General features: G+C 36.3%; 28 protein-coding genes and 1 pseudogene. 17 read left to right on the top strand and 12 right to left on the bottom strand.

What is annotated here, in order from left to right; all coding sequences use genetic code 11:
• The first annotated feature begins 38 nt into the window (after positions 1-38).
• Positions 39-476 (top strand): disulfide oxidoreductase, encoded by a 438-nt coding sequence (locus RUH74_RS04785; protein ID WP_313799118.1) that lies wholly within the window; start codon positions 39-41, stop codon positions 474-476.
• The gene (locus RUH74_RS04780; RefSeq protein ID WP_313799117.1) at positions 477-947 is read left to right on the top strand and encodes a thioredoxin family protein; all 471 of its coding nucleotides are present in this window, start codon (positions 477-479) and stop codon (positions 945-947) included.
• Between the two features lie 49 nt (positions 948-996).
• On the opposite strand, the gene RUH74_RS04775 is transcribed toward RUH74_RS04780, so the two are convergent.
• Positions 997-1,395: a YhcU family protein gene (locus RUH74_RS04775; protein WP_313799116.1), complete on the bottom strand. Its 399-nt coding sequence runs from the start codon at positions 1,393-1,395 to the stop codon at positions 997-999.
• Between the two features lie 172 nt (positions 1,396-1,567).
• Here RUH74_RS04775 and RUH74_RS04770 point away from each other — a divergent pair, with 172 nt between their 5' ends.
• Positions 1,568-2,473 carry an RluA family pseudouridine synthase gene (locus RUH74_RS04770; RefSeq protein ID WP_313799115.1) on the top strand — a complete coding sequence of 302 codons (906 nt, stop codon included), beginning with the start codon at positions 1,568-1,570 and terminating at the stop codon, positions 2,471-2,473.
• A 166-nt stretch (positions 2,474-2,639) separates the two neighbouring features.
• On the opposite strand, the gene RUH74_RS04765 is transcribed toward RUH74_RS04770, so the two are convergent.
• Both RUH74_RS04765 and RUH74_RS04760 read right to left on the bottom strand, forming a co-directional pair.
• Positions 2,640-2,900: a GlsB/YeaQ/YmgE family stress response membrane protein gene (locus RUH74_RS04765; protein ID WP_313799114.1), complete on the bottom strand. Its 261-nt coding sequence runs from the start codon at positions 2,898-2,900 to the stop codon at positions 2,640-2,642.
• A gap of 299 nt (positions 2,901-3,199) precedes the next feature.
• Positions 3,200-4,264 (bottom strand): cytochrome-c peroxidase, encoded by a 1,065-nt coding sequence (locus RUH74_RS04760; protein ID WP_313799113.1) that lies wholly within the window; start codon positions 4,262-4,264, stop codon positions 3,200-3,202.
• Between the two features lie 315 nt (positions 4,265-4,579).
• Here RUH74_RS04760 and RUH74_RS04755 point away from each other — a divergent pair, with 315 nt between their 5' ends.
• From RUH74_RS04755 to RUH74_RS04740, 4 genes are all read left to right on the top strand, one after another.
• Positions 4,580-5,197, top strand: coding sequence for a DUF47 domain-containing protein (locus RUH74_RS04755; protein ID WP_313799112.1), 618 nt, complete (start codon positions 4,580-4,582; stop codon positions 5,195-5,197).
• A gap of 13 nt (positions 5,198-5,210) precedes the next feature.
• Positions 5,211-6,209, top strand: a complete 999-nt coding sequence (locus RUH74_RS04750; protein WP_313799111.1) for an inorganic phosphate transporter — start codon at positions 5,211-5,213, stop codon at positions 6,207-6,209.
• Between the two features lie 193 nt (positions 6,210-6,402).
• Positions 6,403-7,704, top strand: coding sequence for an NCS2 family permease (locus RUH74_RS04745; RefSeq protein WP_313799110.1), 1,302 nt, complete (start codon positions 6,403-6,405; stop codon positions 7,702-7,704).
• 422 nt (positions 7,705-8,126) lie between these two features.
• On the top strand, positions 8,127-9,500 hold the full coding sequence (locus tag RUH74_RS04740) for a peptide MFS transporter (RefSeq protein ID WP_313799109.1): 1,374 nt from the start codon (positions 8,127-8,129) through the stop codon (positions 9,498-9,500).
• Positions 9,501-9,624: 124 nt separating this feature from the next.
• On the opposite strand, the gene RUH74_RS04735 is transcribed toward RUH74_RS04740, so the two are convergent.
• Complete coding sequence (locus RUH74_RS04735) at positions 9,625-11,013, bottom strand: L-cystine transporter (protein WP_313799108.1); 1,389 nt, start codon at positions 11,011-11,013, stop codon at positions 9,625-9,627.
• A 320-nt stretch (positions 11,014-11,333) separates the two neighbouring features.
• On the opposite strand from RUH74_RS04735, the gene RUH74_RS04730 reads away from it, so the two are divergent.
• Entirely contained in the window at positions 11,334-11,531 is a 198-nt protein-coding gene (locus RUH74_RS04730; protein ID WP_313799107.1) for a hypothetical protein, read from the top strand.
• Positions 11,532-11,578: 47 nt separating this feature from the next.
• Here RUH74_RS04730 and proC read toward each other — a convergent pair whose 3' ends face one another.
• The 4 genes from proC to RUH74_RS04710 form a co-directional block, all read right to left on the bottom strand.
• Complete coding sequence (proC, locus tag RUH74_RS04725) at positions 11,579-12,394, bottom strand: pyrroline-5-carboxylate reductase (protein WP_313799106.1); 816 nt, start codon at positions 12,392-12,394, stop codon at positions 11,579-11,581.
• Between the two features lie 36 nt (positions 12,395-12,430).
• Complete coding sequence (locus tag RUH74_RS04720) at positions 12,431-13,042, bottom strand: NUDIX hydrolase (RefSeq protein WP_313799105.1); 612 nt, start codon at positions 13,040-13,042, stop codon at positions 12,431-12,433.
• A 102-nt stretch (positions 13,043-13,144) separates the two neighbouring features.
• On the bottom strand, positions 13,145-14,092 hold the full coding sequence (locus tag RUH74_RS04715; RefSeq protein ID WP_313799104.1) for an MBL fold metallo-hydrolase: 948 nt from the start codon (positions 14,090-14,092) through the stop codon (positions 13,145-13,147).
• A gap of 114 nt (positions 14,093-14,206) precedes the next feature.
• Positions 14,207-15,826 (bottom strand): ABC1 kinase family protein, encoded by a 1,620-nt coding sequence (locus RUH74_RS04710; protein ID WP_313799103.1) that lies wholly within the window; start codon positions 15,824-15,826, stop codon positions 14,207-14,209.
• 172 nt (positions 15,827-15,998) lie between these two features.
• Between RUH74_RS04710 and RUH74_RS04705 the strand changes: the two genes are divergently transcribed.
• The 8 genes from RUH74_RS04705 to RUH74_RS04670 all read left to right on the top strand — a co-directional run bounded on the left by RUH74_RS04705 (position 15,999) and on the right by RUH74_RS04670 (position 21,101).
• Positions 15,999-16,283: a hypothetical protein gene (locus RUH74_RS04705; RefSeq protein ID WP_313799102.1), complete on the top strand. Its 285-nt coding sequence runs from the start codon at positions 15,999-16,001 to the stop codon at positions 16,281-16,283.
• Positions 16,284-16,597: 314 nt separating this feature from the next.
• Positions 16,598-17,275, top strand: coding sequence for an SOS response-associated peptidase (locus RUH74_RS04700; RefSeq protein WP_313799101.1), 678 nt, complete (start codon positions 16,598-16,600; stop codon positions 17,273-17,275).
• 85 nt (positions 17,276-17,360) lie between these two features.
• Positions 17,361-17,876, top strand: coding sequence for a DUF3189 family protein (locus tag RUH74_RS04695; protein ID WP_313799100.1), 516 nt, complete (start codon positions 17,361-17,363; stop codon positions 17,874-17,876).
• 213 nt (positions 17,877-18,089) lie between these two features.
• Positions 18,090-18,365 carry a hypothetical protein gene (locus RUH74_RS04690; RefSeq protein ID WP_313799214.1) on the top strand — a complete coding sequence of 92 codons (276 nt, stop codon included), beginning with the start codon at positions 18,090-18,092 and terminating at the stop codon, positions 18,363-18,365.
• 773 nt (positions 18,366-19,138) lie between these two features.
• Positions 19,139-19,420, top strand: a complete 282-nt coding sequence (locus tag RUH74_RS04685) for a RidA family protein (protein WP_313799099.1) — start codon at positions 19,139-19,141, stop codon at positions 19,418-19,420.
• Between the two features lie 230 nt (positions 19,421-19,650).
• Positions 19,651-19,830: a hypothetical protein gene (locus tag RUH74_RS04680; RefSeq protein ID WP_313799098.1), complete on the top strand. Its 180-nt coding sequence runs from the start codon at positions 19,651-19,653 to the stop codon at positions 19,828-19,830.
• Between the two features lie 529 nt (positions 19,831-20,359).
• Positions 20,360-20,686, top strand: coding sequence for a hypothetical protein (locus RUH74_RS04675; RefSeq protein ID WP_313799097.1), 327 nt, complete (start codon positions 20,360-20,362; stop codon positions 20,684-20,686).
• A gap of 52 nt (positions 20,687-20,738) precedes the next feature.
• A complete protein-coding gene (locus RUH74_RS04670; protein ID WP_313799096.1) occupies positions 20,739-21,101 on the top strand; it encodes a hypothetical protein in 363 nt (120 codons plus the stop codon).
• Between the two features lie 499 nt (positions 21,102-21,600).
• Here RUH74_RS04670 and RUH74_RS04665 read toward each other — a convergent pair.
• Positions 21,601-21,756, bottom strand: a pseudogene (locus tag RUH74_RS04665) (sporulation protein YhbH); the annotation flags it as partial.
• Between the two features lie 92 nt (positions 21,757-21,848).
• Here RUH74_RS04665 and RUH74_RS04660 point away from each other — a divergent pair.
• Positions 21,849-22,532, top strand: coding sequence for a hypothetical protein (locus RUH74_RS04660; protein ID WP_313799095.1), 684 nt, complete (start codon positions 21,849-21,851; stop codon positions 22,530-22,532).
• A 16-nt stretch (positions 22,533-22,548) separates the two neighbouring features.
• Here the strand turns inward: RUH74_RS04660 and RUH74_RS04655 are convergent, their stop codons facing one another.
• The 3 genes from RUH74_RS04655 to RUH74_RS04645 all read right to left on the bottom strand — a co-directional run bounded on the left by RUH74_RS04655 (position 22,549) and on the right by RUH74_RS04645 (position 23,967).
• On the bottom strand, positions 22,549-23,091 hold the full coding sequence (locus RUH74_RS04655) for a recombinase family protein (RefSeq protein WP_313799094.1): 543 nt from the start codon (positions 23,089-23,091) through the stop codon (positions 22,549-22,551).
• Between the two features lie 149 nt (positions 23,092-23,240).
• Positions 23,241-23,633 carry a hypothetical protein gene (locus RUH74_RS04650; RefSeq protein WP_313799093.1) on the bottom strand — a complete coding sequence of 131 codons (393 nt, stop codon included), beginning with the start codon at positions 23,631-23,633 and terminating at the stop codon, positions 23,241-23,243.
• A complete protein-coding gene (locus RUH74_RS04645) occupies positions 23,620-23,967 on the bottom strand; it encodes a hypothetical protein (RefSeq protein ID WP_313799092.1) in 348 nt (115 codons plus the stop codon). Before RUH74_RS04645 ends, RUH74_RS04650 begins: the two co-directional genes overlap by 14 nt.
• Between the last annotated feature and the right edge of the window lie 3 nt (positions 23,968-23,970).

Raw genomic sequence — 23,970 nt, 5'->3', positions numbered from 1 at the left:
CATAATTTTATCGTAATTATCTAATGGAGGAGTACAAGATGGAGAAAACAAGAAAAGATCAAAAGGAAACATTGTTATTTGTTTCATGGGCTGCATCCGTTCTTGCAATGTTTGGAAGCCTCTATTTTTCGGAAGTCCGTCAATATGAGCCTTGTACACTATGCTGGTATCAGCGAATCTTGATGTATCCAATGGTTATCATTTTAGGCATCGCTATCGTTAAGAAGGATTATCGAATTAGCTTGTATACAATGGGGCTCTCAGCTATAGGTGGCTGCATCTCTTTATATCATTACTCAATCCAGAAGATTTCCTTATTTGCAGACCATGCGGCATCATGCGGAAGAGTGCCTTGCACTGGACAATATATCAATTGGCTCGGATTTATTACGATCCCATTTTTAGCGCTTATTGCATTTATCATTATTTTCATTTGCAGTTATTTACTATGGAAAAAGTCTAAGGAGGCAGCATAAATGAAAAAAGTCATCATTTTTCTAGCAATAATCATCCTATTATTCGGAGCTGTAGCATTATTAACGAAGATGCAAAATGAAGAAAAGGTTACAGAAGAGAATCCATATGGAAAAAGCAATCTCCATCCTGAAACGATTGCACAGTTAGATGATCCGAATTATCAAAATTTAATTCTTCCTGATAAGTTAGAAAACTTACTTGATAAGAAAGAAGATGTAACTGTTTACTTTTATAGCTCTACTTGCTCTCATTGTAAAAGAACAACTCCTATTGTTGCACCACTCGCAAAGGATATGAATATCAATCTCGTGCAATTTAACCTGCAAGAATTTGATAATGGCTGGGATCAATACGGCATTACTGAAACTCCAACCATCGTTCAATACAAAGCGGGCAAAGAAGTCAATCGCATGACTGGGTATCAAGAAAAAGAAGTATTTGAAAAATGGTTTGAAGACAATTCAAAATAATCCACATGAAAAAGAACGCCTGCATCATTTTGCTGGCGTTCTTTTTTAATCAAATTAATAATTCATTTGCTGCCTTTCCGTACATGCTTAGCATATCGTTCTTCATCGTTTTTCCATTATAAAAATTGTTAAAGGTAAAAGGAAATGTTAAGCCAAAATCATGTAATATGCCAACATTTTTATTGAAGATTTGTTCGTACCTTTCCTCAAGATTTTCTGTTTCCAGAATAGCCGTGATAATTTGTAAGCTGACAATCACTTGATAGGCTTCTTTTAATGTGCCAAAATATTCAAAGTGTCTAGTTGAAGTATGTAACACATTCAGTTGTTCAAAATCTTTAATATCTTCGTCTGGAAAGTAATTTGGAAAAATAGTAGTGTACATATTGTGTACAAGCTTCCTGATTTCCTCTTCTTGTTCAGGAGTTGATGCAAATACAATCTTCACCGATAACCCACCTTTATAATCCCTTGTAACTAATTTGTAATATACAATTAGAATATCATATCCAATTCTATTTTTAGGGTGGTAATTAAATCCATAGATTGGTTAAAATACAGGGAGGACATGGGATAATACATTCTGTGAAAAATTGGATTGACTAAAAAGGGAGAGCACAATGATACGGACAAAATGTTTTGGTGAATGGTTCGAAATAACAATTCCTTCAAAATGGGAAGGAAATTCTATAGATGATTTATTTAGGAATGTATGGAAAGCACCAAAAAAACAAATCCATACAATCAGAATGGAAAAGCATGTAAAAGTAAATGGAGAACTGATAGACTGGAATCAGCCTTTAAAAGCCGGAGAGCTTCTTCAGATTAAGCTTTTTATGGAAGAAGCGTTTGGCGTCATCCCTGCCTATCATGAGGTTGACGTTCTTTATGAGGATGAGCATATGATTGTGTTTAATAAACCGGCAAACATGGATACACACCCTAATTCACAAGAGCAGACAAACACATTGGCAAATGCTGCAGCTTTTTATTTACAGGCAAAAGGCGAGCAGCGAAAAATAAAGCATGTTCACCGCCTAGACCGTGATACAACCGGAGCTATCCTATTTGCTAAGCACGCGCTGGCGGGATCTATTTTAGATAAGATGCTGGAGGAACGGTTGATTAAGCGAACGTATTTTGCACTTGTCCATGGACGAATAAAAAGAAAAAAAGGAACCATCCAGGAACCTATTGGCCGCGACCGGCATCATCCTACGAAAAGGCGCGTATCTCCATCAGGACAGCCCGCTATAACCAACTATGAGCTGCTTGAATACAGTCTAAAGCAGAATCTTTCCCTCATTCAATGTCAGCTTGAAACTGGAAGAACCCATCAAATTCGTGTTCATTTAAGTTCGATAGGACATCCGATAGTCGGCGATCAATTATACGGGGGCAAACCCTTGTTTAGAAGACAAGCCCTTCATGCAGGAAAGCTTGTCATTCCTCATCCATTTACGGATGAAAACATAGTGGTAGAAGATTTCAAGACCATTCCTTTCCTGCATTTACTTAATAAATAAGAGACTGGGACAAAACTTAATTATCCACTTCTAAATCCCAATTTATACTTTACTAAACACGTGAAAAATAACAAAAACCGAACTACTCTGAAGCTCTAAAAGAGAGTTTCAAATAATAGTTCGGTTTTTTCATTTACTGAAAACCTTTTGTCACAGCCTCTTTTTATTAATCCGTCGACTTTCTAAATGCTCTCATAACTAGGCTTAGAAGGAATACAAGCACAACTGCACCTATTAGTGCAGGGATAATAGCAAACTCGGCGACAACTGGACCCCAATTCCCTAAAATTAATGAGCCTAGCCATGCTCCAACAAATCCAGCAATAATATTGCCAAACACGCCGCCTGGAATATCTCTCCCTACAACCATACCTGCAATCCATCCAATAATTCCACCTATAATTAATGACCACAAAAAGGTAAACATCTTATCACTCCTTGCTGTTTTATCGTAGTTTTCGTTTATTTTCTCTTTTTATTACAAAATTCCTGAGGAATATTATGGAAATGAATATAGAGATATAGATGGAAAGATAAAAATGCGATTGCTTTACAAGCAACCGCAATTATCTATATAAATGGCCATTTGCCAGAATTGTAATTGGGTTGTTATCGAATAGGTACCCGATTCGTAATTGTCCTAAACACACGACAATCAATAAAATAAAAAAAACCTAAGGAACCCTTCTAGATCTCTACTAATGGATTCCTTAGGCTTATGAAATATTAGTTGCTTGGAATTTCCGGCGTTTCTATCTCTGGCAATTCCCCGCTCATGCTTTCAAGGAAGGCAATAAGTGAATTGATTTCTATTTCTGTTAAATTAAGCGGTTTCATCAGAACGCTCTTATTCGGATGCTCCCCGCCGCCTTCATTATAGTACATAATTACATCTTTCAATGATTCAAGACTTCCATCATGCATATATGGTGCTGTGTAGGACACTCCGCGTAATCCAGGTGTACGGAATTTCCCTTTATCATCCTCATTACCGGTTACTGCAAAGCGTCCTTCATCCCCACTCATTCCTAAATTATGATAGTTATAATCAGATAAAAGTGGACCTGCATGACAAGAAATACAGCCTGCTTTCCCAGCAAATAACTTCATTCCCTCTTTTGCATCTGCACTAATTGCCTCTTCTTCTCCCTGAAGATAGCGATCAAATGCTGTATCAGCTATAACAATTGTCCGTTCAAACGCAGCTATTGCTTTTGCTATATTGTCAGCAGATATTTTGTCATTAAAGACTGTATTAAATCGTTCTACATATGTGGGAACTCCATTTAGTTCAATAACTAGTTCATCTAAATTTTGATTCATTTCCACTTCTGACTGAATAGGTCCTAATGCTTGTTCTTCTAAGCTTCCTGCCCGTCCATCCCAGAAGTTCGTCGGATAGTAACCAGAATTGATGATTGTTGGACTGTTTCGCGGGCCTTTAAATCCTTCAAAGCCAATAAACTTCGCCATTCCATCCCCATACCCTGCTCCAGGTGCATGACAAGACATACAGCTTTGAACATTATTGCCTGATAGGCGAGGATCAAAATATAACGTTTTACCTAATTCAATTTTTTCCTCTGTCATTGGATTATCTTCTGGAACAGGAATTTCCCCTAATGGTTCAAATTTAGCTTTTGCCTCTTCAAGCTCTTGGTCAATGACCGCTGCTTTCTCAGGCTCACTCGTATTTTTGTCTGCAGGAGCTGCTGCATCCTCTTTGGCTCCGCATGCGCCAAGAATTGATAGTACAAAAATTAACAAGATCCCTAAACCCATTCTTCTCATAAATAGCTCCCCCTATTTATTTTTTAGACTCAATAGAAGAAGTGGGATTTATAACCATTTCTTCCATTCATCTTTAAAGTGATTATATAATTAAACTTATTCTTATTTACGTATCATTTTCGAAAAGTTTGTGACATTAATCACAAATTAAGTTTAACTTAGTTCGTATATTGGAAACATATTTGAAAAAAATAATCGCATAATAAAAGGTACTGATCATTTTTTTCATTTTTTTTAGGCATATAACTATCTAATTCGACTTTTTTCGTATAAAATTATTTCGTTTGGATGATATTTTTTCATGGGGGTAAAAAAATGGCTTTTAAGAAGAAAGACAAATTTAACACATTACTCAGCAGTATCGCACTAAATGTGAAAGAAGGCGCAAATTATTTTGCAGACTATAAACTAAAAAATGTCAGTGATCTTAAAATCTTTTCAGAAACAATGAAGGATTACGAATCTAAAGGAGATTCATATGTTCATGAGGTGATTAAAGAATTAAATAATGCATTTATTACACCTATTGAACGCGAGGACATCCTTGCACTAGCAATGAGCCTGGATGATGTCATTGATGGAATAGAGCATTGTGCGGCACTATTTGAAATGTATTCAATCACACAGGCAGATGACTTTATGCTTAAATTTGTGGATGCAATTAAACATTGTGCGGATGAAATTGAAAAATCAGTCGAACTTCTATCAAATAAAAAGCTCCAGCAAATCCGCGAACATGCAATCAAAATAAAGGATTATGAATCAAAATGTGACGGCGTGCTGAGACAATCAATAAAACATCTCTTTTCCATTGAGAAAGATCCTGTACGTATAATTCAATTTAAAGAAATTTACGAAAATCTTGAAGAAATTGCTGACAGCTGTCAAAGTGTAGCAAATACTTTAGAAACCATAATTATGAAAAATGCGTAAGGAGTCTTAGCAAATGGATGGATTTTTAATACTGACAATTTTAATTGTAGTCATGGCCTTAGCTTTTGATTTTATCAACGGTTTTCACGATACTGCAAATGCTATTGCAACATCTGTCTCAACAAAAGCACTAAAGCCCAGACATGCAATTATTTTAGCAGCAGTTATGAACTTTGTTGGTGCAATGACATTTACAGGCGTTGCAAAAACAATTACTAAAGATATCGTCGATCCATTTACATTAGAGAATGGATCACTCGTAATTTTAGCTGCCCTTATATCAGCAGTTTTCTGGAATTTACTTACTTGGTATTATGGCATCCCAAGCAGTTCTTCTCATGCACTCATTGGTTCAATTGCCGGTGCTGCAATTGCCGCTGCTGGCTTTGCCTCCCTTAACTACAAAGGATTTCTGAAGATTATTCAAGCACTTATTTTTTCTCCATTAATTGCCTTTGCAGTTGGATTTATCGTCTATAGTATTTTTAAAGTTGTATTTAAAAATAATAATTTAACAAAAACGAATCGTAATTTTCGTATTTTCCAAATTTTCACTGCTGCCCTGCAATCATATACTCATGGAACAAATGACGCGCAAAAAGCAATGGGAATCATAACAATGGCTTTAATCGCCAATAATTATGTAACGAGTACGGATATTCCATTTTGGGTACAATTCTCTTGTGCCTTGGCAATGGGACTAGGGACATCTGTTGGCGGCTGGAAAATTATTAAAACTGTCGGCGGGAAAATAATGAAAATTAGACCTGTAAACGGGGTTGCAGCAGATTTAACTGGCGCAATGATTATCTTCGGCTCTACTTTAATCCACTTACCAGTTAGTACAACTCATGTTATTTCTTCTTCCATTCTTGGTGTAGGATCCGCTCACCGCCTAAAGGGTGTAAAATGGGGAACTGCCCAAAGAATGCTTATTACATGGGTTATTACATTACCAATTTCCGCTACAATTGCTGGACTTGTTTACCTACTATTAAACGCAATATTTTAAGCTGTGATGGTCACTTGGCCATCTTTTTTTATGTTGTAAAAGCAGATTCTCAATAATGCTTTTGTTTAGATGATTCCATTAGAATGATTTTCGTAAAATCTATAGATAATAATAAATAAGGACTTGTAATCCATTCTAATAACGAATAATATATTAAATGTGCTTTTTAATGTTCGTATTTGGAGGAACTATCATGTTTAAACTAAAAGAGAATCAAACAAATGCCAAAACAGAGGTTCTTGCTGGGATAACAACCTTTTTAACAATGGTTTATATTGTCGTTGTCAATCCGGTTATTTTATCTGATGCAGGAGTACCCTTTGAACAAGTATTTACAGCTACAATCGTTGCTGCAATTGTCGGGACACTTTGGATGGCCATTTTCGCAAATTATCCAATTGCCATTGCTCCTGGAATGGGTTTGAATGCCTATTTTGCTTATTCAGTCGTTGGCACGCATGGAAATATAGATTATCAAACTGCCTTTGCGGCTGTTTTTATCGCCGGAATTATTTTCATCATCTTGTCTCTAACACCTTTTCGTTCCAAGCTGATTGAAGCCATTCCTGATAATTTAAAATACGGGATTACTTCAGGGATTGGTTTATTTATTGCTTTTATTGGTTTACGTCAAACAGGCATTATTACTAGTCACCCGTCCAATCTTGTCGCACTTGGTGATTTGCACCAGCCATCTGCGATCTTAGCTTTGATCGGACTTACTGTAACATTAATATTAATGACTTTACGTGTTAATGGCGCTTTATTCTTCGGAATGATTGTTACTGGATGCATCGCTTTCTTTACAGGCCAGCTTGCTTTTGATCAGGGCTTTATATCGTTGCCTTCACTCCCTGAGGGTCTGATGATTCTTAATCCGTTTCATGCATTAGGTGACGTTATTCAGCACAGCCTTTATGCTGTTGTATTTTCATTCTTGCTCGTGACCATTTTTGATACAACTGGAACAATGGTTGGTGTGGCACAGCAGGCTGGTTTAATGAAAGGAAAGACGATGCCAAGGGCTAGAGAAGCATTGCTTTCTGATTCCATTGCCACTACTGTTGGGGCCATGTTTGGAACAAGTCCAACATCGGCTTTCGTTGAATCTACAGCAGGTGTTGCTGCTGGCGGACGAACCGGGTTAACCTCTCTGACTGTTGCTGTATTATTTATGGTTTCTGCCTTTTTCGGCCCACTAGTGAGTGCTGTTTCAGGTCTTTCAGCCATTACTGCACCTGCCCTAATTATTGTAGGAAGCCTGATGATGGGCAGTATTGCGCAAATTAAGTGGGGAGAGCTTGACGAAGCATTTCCAGCATTTCTCATTATCTTAAGCATGCCGTTAACATCAAGCATCGCTACAGGAATAGCACTAGGGTTTATTTCTTATCCGATCATGAAAGTATTTAAAGGAAAATGGCGGGACGTTCATCCGCTTGTATATATTTTTGCTGTTTTATTCTTCTATCAACTAGCATTTTTACCGCATTAACTAGAAAAGTAAAAGCGCCTTGATCATCGCCGTACAAACGCAGAAGAGCCGCGACTAAGATAAAGGAAACGAGGCGAGCGAAAGCGCGTCAATGTTAACTTATCGCAGGGAGGGGACCTGAAGTTTGTTAGGCGATAGGCGCTGGACAATTCTCTACTAATTCCAAAGTTACACTTTATTATCTTTTATAAGAGGTTAAACAAAATTTATTTTGTTTAACCTCTTCATCTATTCTCATTCCTCATAAAATTATATCACGAAAATTTATTCGGTATACTTTCCTATAATTTATTTATACTAATATTTGATTAATTGTTAATTTATTGAGTTTTAATACTTTTTTTGATTCTATTGCCACAGAATTATCATTACTTTACAATAATAAAGTTGATTATATTTTTTTTAAATTGGAGGCTTCGAATATGGATGCAGCAGTAGACAATAAAGCCAGAAAAAAGCATCCCCCTGGTTTGTACTTATTATTCTTAACGGAAATGTGGGAGCGTTTTAGTTATAATGGAATGAGGGCTATCCTCGTCCTTTACTTAACTACCTCTTTTGTAAGTGGCGGACTTGGGTTTAGTGACAGTTATGCAATGATGTTATACGGATTCTTCACTGGTGCCGTATACTTCACTCCAATGGTGGGCGGATATTTATCAGACCGCTTTTTAGGGCAGCGCCGTGCAATTACACTTGGTGGTGTTACGATGGCTATCGGAAACATCGTTTTATTCGCACACCAAAGTGCAGGAGCATTATACTTAGGCTTGATCCTGCTAATTATTGGTAACGGTTTCTTTAAACCAAATATTTCAACTATTGTTGGAGAATTGTATGAAAATAATGATCCACGCAGAGATGCTGCATTTACCATTTTCTATATGGGAATTAACGTTGGGGCATTTTTCTCACCACTTGTCATCGGTTTCTTATACAATGATCTCTTTAAAACAACAACAATTGACGGAATTATCCAATATGGATTTAAATATGGATTTTTAGCAGCGGCAATTGGGATGATTATTGGTCAAATCATCTTTAATTTACTAGGCAACCGCTATCTTGGAGATATCGGAAAACAGCCGACTGGTGCACCTGATAGAACAGTCGATGCCCACGCTAAAAATAAACCACTTACAAAGAAAGAAAAACAAAGAACTGCTGTTATCGTTATCTTGGCTTGTTTCGTTGTTTTCTTCTGGGCTGGATTCGAACAAGCTGGAAGCTCATTAACTCTTTATACAGAACGTTTTGTTGACAGACAGATTTTCGGCTGGGAAATTCCAACCGCTTGGTTCCAATCCGTAAATCCTGTATTTATTGTTCTTTTAGCTCCGCTTTTCTCAATGCTATGGGTAAAACTTGCCTCTTCTAAACGCGGAGACATTAAAGTTCCTTCTAAAATGGGGATTGGGATGATCCTTCTAGGACTTGGATATATGATTCTCCTCATTGCAGTAATGAAGACTGGAAGCGATGAAACGAACATTCAAGCAAAAGCTAATATCATGTTTATCGTCTTAACGTATCTCATGCATACAATGGGTGAACTTATGCTTTCACCTGTAGGACTTTCGCTCGTAAGCAGAATTGCTCCTGTGAAGCTTGCTTCTTTACTAATGGGTGTATGGCTTGCAAGTTCAGGTGTAGCAAATATCCTAGCTGGACAGCTTGCTGCATTCACACAAACCCTTGGTTACTTTGAAATTTTCGGACTAATCGGTCTAATGGCGATTGTCTTAGGCTTGATTCTCCTTTCATTCTCAAGAAAACTCGTACAAATGATGGATTAATGACAAAGCGGAAGCGAACCGATGTTGATGCAATCGTTCCGCAGGGGACCTGGAGTTTGTTAGGCATCGGACGCTTGCGCTAAAAAAAAATCGGCAGACTCAAAGGACCTGCCGATTTTTTTCATTATGCTTCTGCTTCAATCTTTTCATTCATATCATGATAAACACTGCTATCTATCTCTCCAGTTATCCGGCTTGTTAGAATCCCTGATGTCATGGATCCACTGACATTCACTGCCGTACGCCCCATGTCAATCAGCGGCTCAATCGAAATGAGTAAACCTGCTAATGCAACTGGCAAGTTTAATGCGGATAGCACTAATAATGCTGCAAAGGTTGCTCCTCCCCCAACACCAGCTACACCAAATGAACTGACAGCGACAATGGCAATGACAGATATGATAAAGGATGGCGTTAATGGGTTAATCCCTACTGTTGGAGCAATCATCACTGCCAGCATCGCCGGATAAATGCCTGCACAGCCATTCTGTCCGATTGATAACCCAAACGAACCAGAAAAGTTTGCAATCCCCTCAGGCACCCCTAGTGACTTCTGCGTCTTAATATTTAGTGGAAGTGCACCAGCACTTGTACGAGAGGTAAACGCAAAGGTTAGGACAGGAAATGATTTTTTCATGTATGTGACTGGGTTAAGTCCAGCAAATGTAAGCAGCAATAAATGGATTAAGAACATGACAGCTAAAGCAACATAAGAAGCAACCACAAATTTCCCCAGCTTCAGTATCGAATCCACATCACTCATCGCAACCGTTCTTGTCATAATCGCCAATACGCCATATGGGGTTAAGCGTAAAATAAGGACGACCACTCGCATCACTACTGTATAGATGGCGTCCACAATTTTCGTGAATAGCTCAGCTTGCTCTGGTGACTTTCTTCTAATTCCGAGATAAGCAATTCCTAAGAAAGCAGCAAATATAACGACTGCTATCGTAGATGTTGGACGCTGGCCGGTAAAATCGAGAAAAGGATTAGCCGGAATTAAATCAAGAATTTGCTGCGGAAAGGTTCTCCCTTCTATACTTTGAAAGCTCTGTTCCAGCTGCTCTCCCCTTGCTGACTCTGCCTCACCTTGTGTAATTTCGACAGCTTCAAGATCGAATCCAACTGCAGCAGCAATTCCTACAGCAGCTGCTATCGCGGTCGTTCCAACGAGAAGTCCAATAATTAGCGAACTAATCTTCCCAACATTATTGCTTAATTTCATTTTTGTAAAAGCAGCTAAAATGGAGATAAAAACGAGCGGCATCACAATCATCTGCAGAAACTTTACATAGCCCCCGCCAACTAAATGAATCCATCCTGCTGATTCTGCTATGATTTCAGATGCGGATCCATAAGCAAACTGCAGCCCAAATCCAAATACGATCCCCAATCCTAACCCAGTAAAAACACGCTTAGAAAAAGAAATATGCTTCTTCTGCATGTAAAATAAACCGATAAGAAGAAAGATCAAGATCGCAATATTCAAAAGGACGAACCATGTAGTCACCGTAAACCCTCCCTTAATCCATTTTAATAGGTTGTTTAAATTGTGTATCCGCATCAATCTAGTAGGAATTAATTCGCCGCAGTCCCTCCCTCATTTTTAAGGTTTATAGGATATATGCGGATTTGGAAGAATTTATTCCAATTATGATAATACTTATTAATTGACCATTACTGACCATCTGAGTATGATAAAAGAGAGAGAGAAAATTGTCGATAAAAAACCTTTGATTAGACTTTTTTTCATCGCATGTTTATTTTACAATTAAAAGGATATATTCTTTATAGGATTCCTTTACTAATGATGGATGGGATGGTGTTGAGATGGCAGAAAATAAAAAAGACAAGAACGCAAAAAAGGACTTAAACATTGGTGCAAATGTTTCATTAAACGGCCTTGTAACTGCTGTTTTTGACAACATGGTACACGTCCAAATAGGCGCTAAAATTGTTACTGTAAATATAAAGGATTTATATGCTGGACTGAACCATTCTTTAATAAAAAATAGCACAACAAATTGATTGTTAATAGTACAGGAGGAGCAGTAAACACTGCTCCTCCTGTTTGTTTAATCCTTCGTTTTTGTGAGGAAGTTTGTTTTTTCTGTACAGCTTTCCATTGCTGCCAAAACTGCAGCTCTGAATCCCGTTTTCTCAAGCTTCGCAACAGCTTCAATTGTTGCACCGCCTGGTGTACAAACTTCATCCTTAAGTTCTCCAGGATGCTTTCCTGACTCTAGGACCATTTTTGCCGCTCCAAGAACTGCCTGGGCTGCTAAATGATAAGATTGTTCTCTTGTTAATCCATTCTTTACGCCCCCATCAGCTAATGCCTCGATAAACATGTAGACATATGCTGGAGAGGAACCGCTAATTGCAGGGATAGCATTCATCAATTTTTCCTCAATCTGTTCAACCTTTCCAAAGCTTGAAAAAACACGAATAACATCCTCTGCTTCTTCCATCGTTACATATTCATTTGCACATATGGCACTCATCCCTTCTCCAACTAAGGAAGGGGTATTTGGCATGGAGCGGATCGCCTTTATTGGCTGATTAAAGGAATCCTCTAGAAATTGCAGGCTTATCCCTGCGGCAACCGTAATAATGATTGAATCAGTCTTAATCGAATGCTTTATTTCTTCGATTATTTGAGCATGTAGATTCGGTTTTATCGCCAAAAATAAAATATCTGCTTGCTCAGCAACGAGCATATTATTGGTAGTTACTTGAATCTGAAACTTACTTGCTACTAGATCAAGCGTTTCCTGTGATCGAGCACTGGCAACGATTTGCTTAGAAAGATCGGAATTTGACTGAAGGATCCCACCAATCATCGCCTGTGCCATTTTGCCGCATCCGATAAAACCAATTTTTCTTTTCAAAATAAACACTTCCTCATTCTACGGTGCTTAGACCTTTTAAATAATCTCAATAAAATGCTTTAGAATTCGAGCAGTTAGTCCCCAGATGACTTTATCTTCATAGAAGTAAAAACACTCGTCCATTTTTCTTGTCTGCCAATTATAATTTTCCCCGCCAGGGATTTGATTCAACGGAAAGTTCTTTTCCGGCATTACTTTGAATTCTACTTGAAAAATCTCTGGCTTGTTTTCCTTTAGAAAGGAAAGCGGAACCGTAAATATCGAGTCCACTTCACTTGCATTCGGTTTAATCTCCTCTGAATGTTCAATAAAGCCGACAAATGGGTAAATGATGGTTCCAAAAGGGGAAATCATATAGTCAAGCGGAAAGATGTTGACAATGCCGTTCTCACTGATTCCAAGCTCTTCTGATGTTTCACGAACTGCCGTGTGCTGCTCATTTTCATCAGAAGGCTCCATTCGCCCGCCAGGAAAACAGATCTCTCCTGGCTGCCTTCTTAACTTACTGGAACGTACTTCAAATAAAACACGCCATTCACCTTTACTTTGAATAAGAGGCAATAATACGGAGTATTTGGAGAACTTTTCACTTCCTAAAATACCCGGTTTCCTATTCTCAAGCTTTTGAATGATTTCTTGAGCATTCAACTTCTCACCCCATTTCATCAATACTTTTGTCCTATTATAATACGGGTAGGGCAAAAAACGAAATAAATGGACCAGACAACCGGTTTGTCTGGCCATTTTTATTTATTTTGTTTTTTTTGCCAGGTAATCGATGATCCCCATCGATCCCACACGTAGGTCAAGTTTTATGATCTCTGACATTTCTTGATCTAAACTGATTTCTTTTTCAGCTAAATATGATTCGACTTTTGCATATAATTCCTGGAATAATGCTTCACTTTTTGTTTCAATCGAAGCCCCCTGTTTATCTTTCCACACCTTTTCTCCAGATTCCATAAATAGAGGAAGCCATTTGTATATTTGCTCATACACATGAGAAGGATTGGTTGTCATTCCGTAATGGCCAAAATAAATTCGCTCTACATCTAGTGCCTTTATTTTTTCAAGTGAATCGATCATGGCGTCAGGATCAAACTGATTAGGAGAAGTAGATGGCAAATATAACTCAAGTCCCTTCTCAAACAGCTGCGGGTAGAATACGCCGATTGTGTCTCCTGTAAAAATTCCATTGCTCCATGAGTCGTGGATGGAGAAATGATGCTTCGCATGGCCTGGTGTATTGAGAAAGGTCAGTATGCGATATTCCCCAATTTGCAGCGTGTCTCCATCTTCTTTAATAATTAATCGATTATCCGGTACAGGCAAAATCGGGTCAAATAGTTCATCAAATTTCTCACCATATACTGCTCTTGCTCCCATTATTAATTTTGAAGGATCAGCTAAATGACGCCTTCCCCGTGGATGAACAATGACCTTGGCATTCGGACAGCTATCAAGTAATAAGCCAACCCCGCCGGCATGGTCAAGGTGGACATGGGTGACAATGATATTTTTAATATTTTTTGGATCGATGCCTAATGTTTTAAATCCTTCTAATAAATATGGAATGGATGGGCTTGCACAAGTCTCAACAAGTGTTAATTCCTCTGCATGCAGGACGTAACATCCAGTCCTTTTTTCTTTATCTAAATCCATAGCATCAATGATTGATATACCTTTGCCTAAATCCATGGCAGAGCCACCTTTCTTCTTTTCTATTTTTTGTGAAATATCAAGGTAATTTTTCAATAAATCCTGTTTTTCTTGCAAATGAACATTTATTTTTGCAATTGGCTATCAATTAATCTATGATCTTCTCTTTTCGTGCATATATTTCATCCATTTCTTAAGCTTCAAGCTCGTTATTAAATAACCGATCATTGCAAGGGCAATCAAGCCTATTGAAAACTTTATAAGCACGATATTTGAGAAAGAGGTTCCCATCCCGCTGCCGATTAATCCTAGCAACAGCAATTGAAAAGATTGCTTTTTCCGATTTTCATAGATTGTAAATTGAAATTGTCTTCTTTGTTCCGTTTCCTTTAACTGTTCCAGTTTTTGCGGTGCCTTTAAGAACTCATTAACAGAATGAAAGATTTTGAATACTGGCTGCGACTGGATCACTTGCCAAATAAACGACCATTTATTCCCTTGTCCTTTCAACCACTCTATAAATACTGGCTTACCTAAATCTAATAGCTCTTCCTCTGGTGTAAGATGAATGATAAGCCCTTCAATTGTGATAAAAGAACGGCCAAGAAAAACAAAACGGGTTGGAACCTGAATGGGAAGTGCCTGAATCATATCGTTCAATTCCATCTTTAAAGCGAAAAGATCTATTTCTTTCATCTGAGATGGCTGAAAGGACATCCATTCAGCCAGTAATTTTTCCATCGTTCTTGTATCCGCCTCAGGTAGCAAAAATCCTAAACGAGAAAGACAATCAACCGCCTTCGAATAATTTTTTGCCAGGAAACATTCTATTAAACCTTGAAAAGCAGCCGCATCATTCTTTGAAATTTCTCCAGCCATCCCGAAATCCAGTAATATGATTTTCCCATCCTTCGATACAAGTACGTTTCCTTGATGCGGGTCTGCATGAAAGATCCCTGGTTCAAGCCATTGCGGAAGAAATACCTTGATGAGCCGCTGAGCCAATTCCTTGCGTGATACAGTTATTTGTTCAATGGCCTTGTGATCGGTTAATCTCACACCTTCTACCCACTCCATTACCAGTACCTTTGAGGTGCAAAGCTCCGAATATGCAGAAGGGATTTGAACAATCTCATTCCCTGTAAATTTTTCTTTAAAATAAAGAAGGGTTTCCTTTTCCTTTGAGAAATCAAGCTCTCGTTCGATAACATGCTTCAACTCGGAAAATAATACCTTAAAATTAATAAAGCCTTTTGGGAGCGGAACAAAATAATTGGCAAACCAAATAACCATTCTTAATGTCCGAAAATCCGTTTGGACAATCGATTGAATATGCGGCCGCTGTACTTTAATAGCTACCTCTGTGCCATTAAGCAGCTTGCCTTTATATACTTCTCCAATAGAGGCTGATGCGATTGCTTCGTTTTGAATCGAATACAGCTTATCCGAAATCTTGCTGCCCCATTCTGTTTCAAGAATCTCTTGAATATCACTCCATTCAGATGGGGGTACTTTATCCGTAAGATCTTCTATTTCACTTATAAATGCCTGCGGCAAAAGGTCAGCTCGGGTACTAATTATTTGTCCAATTTTTATAAGCAATCCTTCTAGTTCAAAAAGCGTTCGCCGCACTCTTTTTCCAATTTCCCCCCATAGTTTTTCCCAATCATCCTCCTTCTTTTTGGTAATCTTATACCAGTAAATCTGTACAAAAATGCCAAAGAACAAGGATAATATCCTAATCATCCGATTCATTTTATTATTCTTTTTCATCTAGAATCCTCTCATTTCCCATGAACTTCATCTATTGTACAGTTCAACAAAAAGGTGCGGTACTCCTTCTAAAAAATATTTTTAGATTTCTTTAGGCAAAGAATCATATTTTTTTACACAGGCTCCCTCCAATCGCATTGGGAATAAATCGCTATGAGAAGGAGGAGAGAAAATGCCGATCATTACTGAAGATTTTTATAGTCCTTACTATAACGGATACTATGGTATCCCGACCCCTATGTATGGACCTTGGTACCCTATACATCCATCTTATTTTCCTTTTACTGGCCAGGTGCATTATTCCCATCAGACCTCGCCATACCATCAGCACCACAATGCCATTTATACACCGTTTAATGTAGGACATGGAGGGGCAATAAATGTTGCACCTACTCCTGTTGGACATATACATGTTCCAACAACTGTAGTCCCAGTTATACCGGGACATCGATATTAAACCTTTCAAAATAATTATGGAAGGCTTGAGATTTTAGAAAAACCGACTCAACATTCATTTATAGAATTTTAGGGTCGGTCTTTTTAATGCATGTTTTATAATATAAGGGAGGTTTAAAGTTTCTGATTGCAAAAAAATTACTCCATTTATGCATGCAGCTTAATCTTAGATGTATATAATGAAAATAATTGCTAAAACCTAATATCATGAAAAAATACATATTTCTCATACTCGGTATGATTATTTGGTGGACAATCATTGGACTTGATCTTTATTTTGATGGTGTTTTTAAATATCTTGAGTGAGGTGTCCCTATGTGCGGCCGTTTTACACTTACTGCAACATTTACCGAGATCATTAATCGCTTTGATATCGAAGCAGCTATTCAAGAAGAATTTTACAACCCTACTTTCAATGCAGCTCCATCACAGTCAGTATTAGCTGTTATTAATGATGGAAGAAAAAATCGATTAGGCTACCTTCGATGGGGGTTAATCCCTCCCTGGTCGAAGGACTTGAAAATCGGCTACAAGATGATTAATGCTAGAGCTGAAACATTAACTGAAAAAACTAGCTACCGAATTCCGTATAAAAAGAAACGCTGCTTAATTATCGCTGACTCCTTTTACGAGTGGAAAAGACAAGCCGATAATTCAAAAACTCCTATGCGCATTAAACTTAAATCCTCAGACTTATTTTCAATGGCTGGCCTTTGGGAATCCTGGAAATCATCAGATGGAAAAACTATATTTTCCTGCACAGTGATCACCACTAAACCAAATGAAATTGTGAAAGACATTCATGATCGCATGCCTGTAATCCTGAAACCCGAAGATGAGAAAGTCTGGTTAGATCCTTCGATTAGTGATACTTCGCTCTTAAATGACCTTTTAGTGCCTCTTTCGGAAGATGTAATGGAAGCCTACGAGGTATCGTCACTTGTAAATTCACCTAAGAACAATTCGCCAAATCTAATACAGAAAATCTGCTAGGAATACATAAATGTTACCTAAATCATGTTTCATTCATTTTAAATTGGACAAACTATTATTAGCGACTTTAGAAAGGCTGAATGAGATGATATTTATTTATAATGATTATGGGGGCACACATACTACTTCATTAGCAGCCGCTCTACACTTACAAATTATTAAACCTTCCTCCTTCCCTTTATCAAAGGAAGAGATTTTAGCCGTTCCCTATTTCAATAAGTTAACTAAGCAAGATTTTGGAAAGCTTATTTTCCATGGCAAGGATCAAAACGGAAACCTTGTTTATACGATAGGTAGAAAATCTCAAAATCTTGTAGTACCTTCACTAGAAAGTCTAGGATCCATGCTTATTGAACATTGTAAAATTGAAGAGCGAATAATTTTTTCGAACACCTCGCCTACAGTACCTAAAATTATGTCGGTTGGTGGTTTCTTCTCCCGAGGATTGAATATAGATTCCATAGGCGTTCCTTTATTAATTAAAGGTGCTAAGCAATGTGTGCAAAACATTTATGAATTAGTTGAAAACACCAAGCAAATTGCTCTTACGCCAACAGAAGATAAAATTATTGTGTTAGAAAATCAACAATTTCAAACATAAATAGAATTCATTTTGTACTTGTTGCCCTAAATCGGAAAGGATACACTGATACTTGTTCAGCTCAAATGACACACTTTTCTATGAGAGATCCATAAAATGAATGATAAGCATTAAAAATAAGTATCCATTTTCCGATAGCACCTCATCTTGGAGGTGTTATTGAATTTTGAATGATGAAATCAATTTTTTATGCATTAAAAGGTGGGATATTGCATAGATTTTCCAACTATACATACGAACTTCTGGGATGCCGTAATAGCTGTCCCTAGTATAATTGTTCTTACACAATTAATAAAAATTCTATTTAAAGTCCCAAAGCCATATATCCCCACCATCGCTCTAACAATCGGCTTGGCCATATCCATTTATATAAGCCACCGCCATGATTTCGTTGCAGGCGTTTTTATGGGGTGGTTTTATGGGTATGCAGCTATAGGTTCTTACTCCTCTTTAGAAACTACTGTCATTTATTTTAGAAATAAAAAGTAATGTTAAGCCTATATAGAGCTACTTCATTTGTCCTTATGCTGTAATTAGGAATGATGCAGAACATACGTGGAGTATCTTCCACACTAAAAAATGCTTTCACCACATAAATTCATCAACCTTTTCGTCAAAATATATTTTTCCTTTTTGTTAACGAAGGCAATTTTAACTTTTCAAATAATTACTTACCTTTTTAAACATCCACTATCGGCATCCTCATTCCCTCTATATTTTTTAAAACTTAAGTTTTCATTCCACTGAAATTAGATTATCATTTTATTCCAATATTTCTACCATATGGTAAAATGATTATATACCTCATAGACTACTAATCAAGGAGTTGTCTTTTTACTATGTTTTTAAAAGCTATTGTCATTACTTTAATTTTCGGTATGGGTTCATATAAGTTGTTGAAGAAACCGAAAAATGTCAACGCATTTTCAAATAATTTTTTTGATCGTCCCATTATTAAAATTTTCCTAAAATTAATGGGCTATTGGTTTATATTTGTTATACTAGCAATATGGTTTCTTGCAATAAACTCCTTGTTTGAGTAAAACACAAACGTTCATCTTTGAACGTTTTTCTTTTTAATAAAACTGAATGACTCTTTTGTTACATCAAAAGTTCAAATTTCCATTTAATAATGATAAAACCAACCGTCCTCTTTACAAGGAAATAATTGAATACCAAGTTACACATAAGAATATTCAATTATCTTGATATTTAAAATTTTAAAGTGTATCATGATTAAAAATCTGTAAAGGGGATCATTTATGGAAATTAAAAAAACAAATCCTACTAACGTATCACCTCCAATCGCTCAATATCATCACGTTGCCGTCATTCCACGGGATGCTGAAATAGTAGTTTTATCAGGTCAAATTGGCAATGACAAAAATGGTAGTCTTCCTAAAGATATTGAAAGTCAATTTGTAAATGCGCTTGAAAACATCAAAGCAATTCTTGAGAGTGAACATGTAAGTATAAGTAATGTTTTTAAAATTAACTTTTGGTTAACAGAAGATATTGATCGAAACATATTCCTAGAAAAATAGAACGAATTCCATAAAGGTAATCCACCAGCTACGACATATGCATACGTATCTGGATTAGCAAACGCTGATTTAAAAATCGAAATAGAAGCATGGGCAGCTAAATAATATTTACTACTATTAATATATTTATTACTCCACGAACTATATTTGTTAAATTTTAGGTGTAAATCTCCGGTCAAATATGTTAACCTTATAGTGTTAATCGTTTACATATTTACAAGGAGGATCTTATGAATCGTAAACTTCGATCGATTATTACTGTTGCTATAGCCCTGTTGTTCTCGATTCTTGTTTTTATGAACTTCATCGGATATTGGTCTGCTAACTCGTTTATTCAAATCCTATTTTTCTTCATTATGGTCATTTCAATTTTCAATGCCGGATTTGAAATAAGTAAATATGAAAAATAAGGAGTTGATTGGGAAATCCAATCAACTTCTTATTTTTCAACAGTAAGCTGAATCATTCAAGAGTTACATTCAATTCCAACAGCTTTTAAGACAGCTAAACAAATGACGATTGGAGCTGTTTCTTCATATATAATGAAATACCACGAGTTTTGTAGCCCCCTCTTCCTATTTATCTGTAGGCCGCTTGATCTCCTTGCTGAAAAAATATCTCCATTGATTTAATCTAATAATGTAACCAGCATAACCAATTATAGGCTGTCGCTAACTTTTCCCCTCACGAAACCTATCTCTTGGAGGCTTTTTTTGTCCTCCTCCCGCCAGAAAAAGATTTATTTTTCTATATTTTTTACGAATCCCATCCACAAATGCCGGCATAAAATTTTGTTAAAACAACCAACAATCCTTCCATTAAAAATGACAGCAGTCCAGAAAAGTCTATAAAAAGGGGCTATAACACTTGGTAATATGTCCATACACTGTGTCTATATATGAATAGATTGTAATTAAGAAAGCGAAGGGAGGAATCTAAATGAGCAGAAGAGGATATGACAATAATGGAAACCAAAGTTACTTTAGGGGGTCTTCTAGAAATAGAAGAAACAATGGTAGAACAGATGTGAATGTGGAAAGCGATATCGATTTCAGAAACGATATTGATAACAGAGCCGATGCAGATGCTGAAGCAGATGTTCGCAATGTCGACAGGAATACTAATATATCTCGTTCTATTGTAAGTAATTCTGGGAATTCCTGTGTGGATATTCGTTTAAATAGCAGGAGTAATGCACGCGTTAGGGCTGATCAAGATCAGGAAAATGATCAAGATCAGAATACTGATGTGGATGTAGACTTTTAAGGAGTGGTGGGATATTTTTATCCCGCCCCTTCTAGAAAAAAGGGAGAAAAAAATGGCGAAAAAGAATAATCATATTTCTGCGAATAAAGACAGGTTAAAGGCATATGGATTTACTAAAGAAAGAGAACAACTTAAAAGTGATAATAAAAATGATAATGATAATGAAAATATAAATTCTATAGGGAATAGCGGAAATTCAGATATTGATATGAATTTGGAAGTACACATTGATAACACAGCTGTAGGTTTTGCTATATTATGCACACTTCTTGCTACTGGGCAGATGAATGAAAGGGAATTTCAAACATCCGTTAAAAAATTAGAAGAATTAACGAACCAAAAGATGAGTAACTTTTCTGGGTATGATATAAACAATCCTTCTAATGTAAGACTATATAATCCAAAAAGATATTAGAGCAGTATCTTTACCTGCGCTGCTCTAATTTACATATTGGGCCTCAAAGTACACCAACCTCTTTATGGTGTAAAAAAATGATTCATTCTAATTTCGTGTTGTCTTCCGACCAATTCTTTTTATAAACACAGAATTGTTACAAGTTCCCATAACCCAATATTTATAAAATAAAATTCTTATATTTATCTAGCTATATAATAAGGAACCTATTAACAAGATCAGAAAATAGGTTCTTTATGCTGATTTTTCAATCATCTCCCAATGAGTAATAACTACTTTCATATTTTTAACTATTGCTGAGCCCTTACAATCAGCCCATTTTCTCCACTGGGAAAGTGTCTTGTTTTCCGTAATTCCTTACCGCCGTACTGAACTTCCGCCTATTTGTTTTATAAGCACAAAAAAGGGGCACAATTGTTATTTTAATTGAACCCCAAATGATATACATTACCATTTTCAACTTATAAACAAACCCATCGCTACATATGCATTCATTTATTTATAGTTTAGCCGTTTCCTTTTCTTTTTTAAAAAAGGTCTTGAGAGCATTGAAGATATCAGACTTTTGCTTCAAAATATAGTAGCGGAAATCTTCATGCTTGATGTTTTTGTATGCTGTCATGAGGGTGGAGTGGCGGTTGTATTGGTTTAACTGTACATCATATACACGTTAATAATTATTTTGGAACTTATATCTTCACAGTTCGTAATAATTAAAATAAAGTCAAATTTCAAAGGAGGAGTAACATGGATTCAAAACTATACAATGACATTTTTTCTATAAAAAAAACAAAGGCAAAGATTAAACCAATTCTTAAAAGTAATAAAAAATTTAGAAGCCTTTTTATATCCTATTTTTCAATAGCGATTCTATATTTAGCATTTTTATTATATTCCAGTTTTTTTAAATATGATAATACTTTCATTGTAGGGATTGTAAGTGGGATATTCATATTATTATTATTTATAATTTTGAAAAACCCACACATAAATACAATTCCTAAAAGTACATCAATTCAAAGACGTGAAGAATTAATGAAATTGTTAAACCTTATGGATATAACAGAGTCAGAAGAAATAAAGAAATTACAAGGAATTGTTGAACATTGGGCTAATCAAGTTAAACCAGAAAAGTTCAATTGGGCAATTATTTTAATATTTTATAGCGTTATATATACATCAATCGTAAGTTACTTTATTAAGGACATTTTTGATGATTTTAAATTTATATACTTGTTCAATCTATTTATATTGGCAGTAATCCTTCATTTATTATTTATCATAGTAAAGTCATTCATTGAAATGATTTTTTTTAGCAGAGCTGATAGTACCTACAACTATTTTATGTGGGTTAATGGTGAATTAAAAAAATATGAATTAGAGGTATTCCTTAAACAAAATAAAAATAAAAATAAAAATAAATCAAAATAAAATACTATTTAAAAAGTCATTTTAATCTGCGATAAATTGTGGCCTGACTGATTCCAGTAGCTTGTACAATTTGGTTGATACTGTAATCCTCTGATCGATACATCTTCAATGCAAGCTGTACTTTCTTTTGATCAGCTGCAGGCCTTCCTCCACATCTTCCTCGTTTCCTTGCTGCACTCAAGTCTGCTTTAGTTCTTTCACTAATTATATCCCTTTCTAACTCCGCAATACTAGCCATGATACGGAAGAAAAAGCGTCCTATGGCTGTAGATGTATCAATATTATCTTGAACTGAAACAAACTCTACTCCTTTTTCCTCAAATAATTCTACAAGCTCAATTAAATGCTTTGTGCTGCGGCTTATCCGGTCTAGTTTATAGACAACAACTCGATCACCGGCACGAAGCATTTTCAGCATTTCATTTTGTGCTGGTCGATCCTTTTTTGTTCCAGTGATCTTTTCTTCAAATATTTCAAAGCATCCAGCATTTTGAAGTGCATCGATCTGCAGCTGCAAGTTTTGATCCTGGGTAGATACTCTGGCATAGCCTACGATCATTTTCATTCCTCCTTCCCTTATCAAAAAGGGGTTTTTATTGTTTAAATAACAATTTGATTTTGAGAATAGTTTTGAAAAAGAAAAACAGGTATTATTCGCCTGTTTCCCTTCCTTCTCATTTCATATTAATAACGAACGTTTTTGATAAATTAAGCCTTTTCTATAGCCATTTCTATAATGTTACTAATTTTCACACTCAATCGATCCAGAATCTTAATCTGTTCATCTTTCTCTATGTCTGCCCCTTGATCTTCTGCTGAAAGCTTGATTTCCTCCACATACCAATTTAAAAAGGAATGCAGCATATTCATTTCAACTTCGTCAATTTCGAATTCATAGAAACCCTTTTCTTCCCCCTCTAAATCGCTCCCTAAGCGTTCTTTAATACCATCATAGACATTTAGCTTTTCTTTTCCTTCTGAACGTCCATAGTTCGATTTAAAGCCCTTTTTTATGTTGTGTCTCATGATGTTCATATGCAGCACTAACGTTGCTAGTTCAACTCTATTAAATAATAAAATCACAACCTCACGACCTTTCATGTAATTCATCCAGATACTTTTCTAGCTTCATTTCTTCACTCTTTGTCAATTCATTTGGCTTCATTAAAAAGAATGATTTTCTGCCTATTTTGATTTTCCGATCATGGCCATAATTCTTCGCGCGCTGCCAGTGAATGCAGCTATGTGGCAGCAAGATAAATCCTTGCTTAAATGCTAAATCCTCAGCAACCTCTAAAGCTTGATAAAATGAGAATTCTTGCATTTTTTTTGCATAGTAGACTAAGTTTAATGATTTAGGATAAAGCCAGGGCAAGCGCCGCGGATCCTTCTCTTTATCCTTATATTCTTGAGGTACAAGCGAATAGTGTTCCAAAAT

Origin of the sequence: Cytobacillus sp., from assembly GCF_032154635.1 — a bacterium.
GTDB lineage: Bacteria > Bacillota > Bacilli > Bacillales > Cytobacillaceae > Cytobacillus.
This window is presented reverse-complemented; position numbering and strand designations above follow the sequence as displayed.

What these genes read in the sequence shown, in the direction of transcription:
- RUH74_RS04740 (WP_313799109.1), top strand. Translation starts at nt 8,127, where the DNA reads ATGGATGCAGCAGTAGACAATAAAGCCAGAAAAAAGCATCCCCCTGGT.
- RUH74_RS04680 (WP_313799098.1), top strand. Translation starts at nt 19,651, where the DNA reads ATGAATCGTAAACTTCGATCGATTATTACTGTTGCTATAGCCCTGTTG.
- RUH74_RS04745 (WP_313799110.1), top strand. Translation starts at nt 6,403, where the DNA reads ATGTTTAAACTAAAAGAGAATCAAACAAATGCCAAAACAGAGGTTCTT.
- RUH74_RS04700 (WP_313799101.1), top strand. Translation starts at nt 16,598, where the DNA reads ATGTGCGGCCGTTTTACACTTACTGCAACATTTACCGAGATCATTAAT.
- RUH74_RS04650 (WP_313799093.1), bottom strand. Translation starts at nt 23,633, where the DNA reads ATGAAAGGTCGTGAGGTTGTGATTTTATTATTTAATAGAGTTGAACTA.
- RUH74_RS04715 (WP_313799104.1), bottom strand. Translation starts at nt 14,092, where the DNA reads ATGGATTTAGGCAAAGGTATATCAATCATTGATGCTATGGATTTAGAT.
- RUH74_RS04705 (WP_313799102.1), top strand. Translation starts at nt 15,999, where the DNA reads ATGCCGATCATTACTGAAGATTTTTATAGTCCTTACTATAACGGATAC.
- RUH74_RS04655 (WP_313799094.1), bottom strand. Translation starts at nt 23,091, where the DNA reads ATGATCGTAGGCTATGCCAGAGTATCTACCCAGGATCAAAACTTGCAG.
- RUH74_RS04765 (WP_313799114.1), bottom strand. Translation starts at nt 2,900, where the DNA reads ATGTTTACCTTTTTGTGGTCATTAATTATAGGTGGAATTATTGGATGG.
- RUH74_RS04670 (WP_313799096.1), top strand. Translation starts at nt 20,739, where the DNA reads ATGGCGAAAAAGAATAATCATATTTCTGCGAATAAAGACAGGTTAAAG.
- RUH74_RS04770 (WP_313799115.1), top strand. Translation starts at nt 1,568, where the DNA reads ATGATACGGACAAAATGTTTTGGTGAATGGTTCGAAATAACAATTCCT.
- RUH74_RS04695 (WP_313799100.1), top strand. Translation starts at nt 17,361, where the DNA reads ATGATATTTATTTATAATGATTATGGGGGCACACATACTACTTCATTA.
- RUH74_RS04785 (WP_313799118.1), top strand. Translation starts at nt 39, where the DNA reads ATGGAGAAAACAAGAAAAGATCAAAAGGAAACATTGTTATTTGTTTCA.
- RUH74_RS04730 (WP_313799107.1), top strand. Translation starts at nt 11,334, where the DNA reads ATGGCAGAAAATAAAAAAGACAAGAACGCAAAAAAGGACTTAAACATT.
- RUH74_RS04780 (WP_313799117.1), top strand. Translation starts at nt 477, where the DNA reads ATGAAAAAAGTCATCATTTTTCTAGCAATAATCATCCTATTATTCGGA.
- RUH74_RS04755 (WP_313799112.1), top strand. Translation starts at nt 4,580, where the DNA reads ATGGCTTTTAAGAAGAAAGACAAATTTAACACATTACTCAGCAGTATC.
- RUH74_RS04760 (WP_313799113.1), bottom strand. Translation starts at nt 4,264, where the DNA reads ATGAGAAGAATGGGTTTAGGGATCTTGTTAATTTTTGTACTATCAATT.
- RUH74_RS04710 (WP_313799103.1), bottom strand. Translation starts at nt 15,826, where the DNA reads ATGAAAAAGAATAATAAAATGAATCGGATGATTAGGATATTATCCTTG.
- RUH74_RS04685 (WP_313799099.1), top strand. Translation starts at nt 19,139, where the DNA reads ATGGAAATTAAAAAAACAAATCCTACTAACGTATCACCTCCAATCGCT.
- RUH74_RS04675 (WP_313799097.1), top strand. Translation starts at nt 20,360, where the DNA reads ATGAGCAGAAGAGGATATGACAATAATGGAAACCAAAGTTACTTTAGG.
- RUH74_RS04750 (WP_313799111.1), top strand. Translation starts at nt 5,211, where the DNA reads ATGGATGGATTTTTAATACTGACAATTTTAATTGTAGTCATGGCCTTA.
- RUH74_RS04660 (WP_313799095.1), top strand. Translation starts at nt 21,849, where the DNA reads ATGGATTCAAAACTATACAATGACATTTTTTCTATAAAAAAAACAAAG.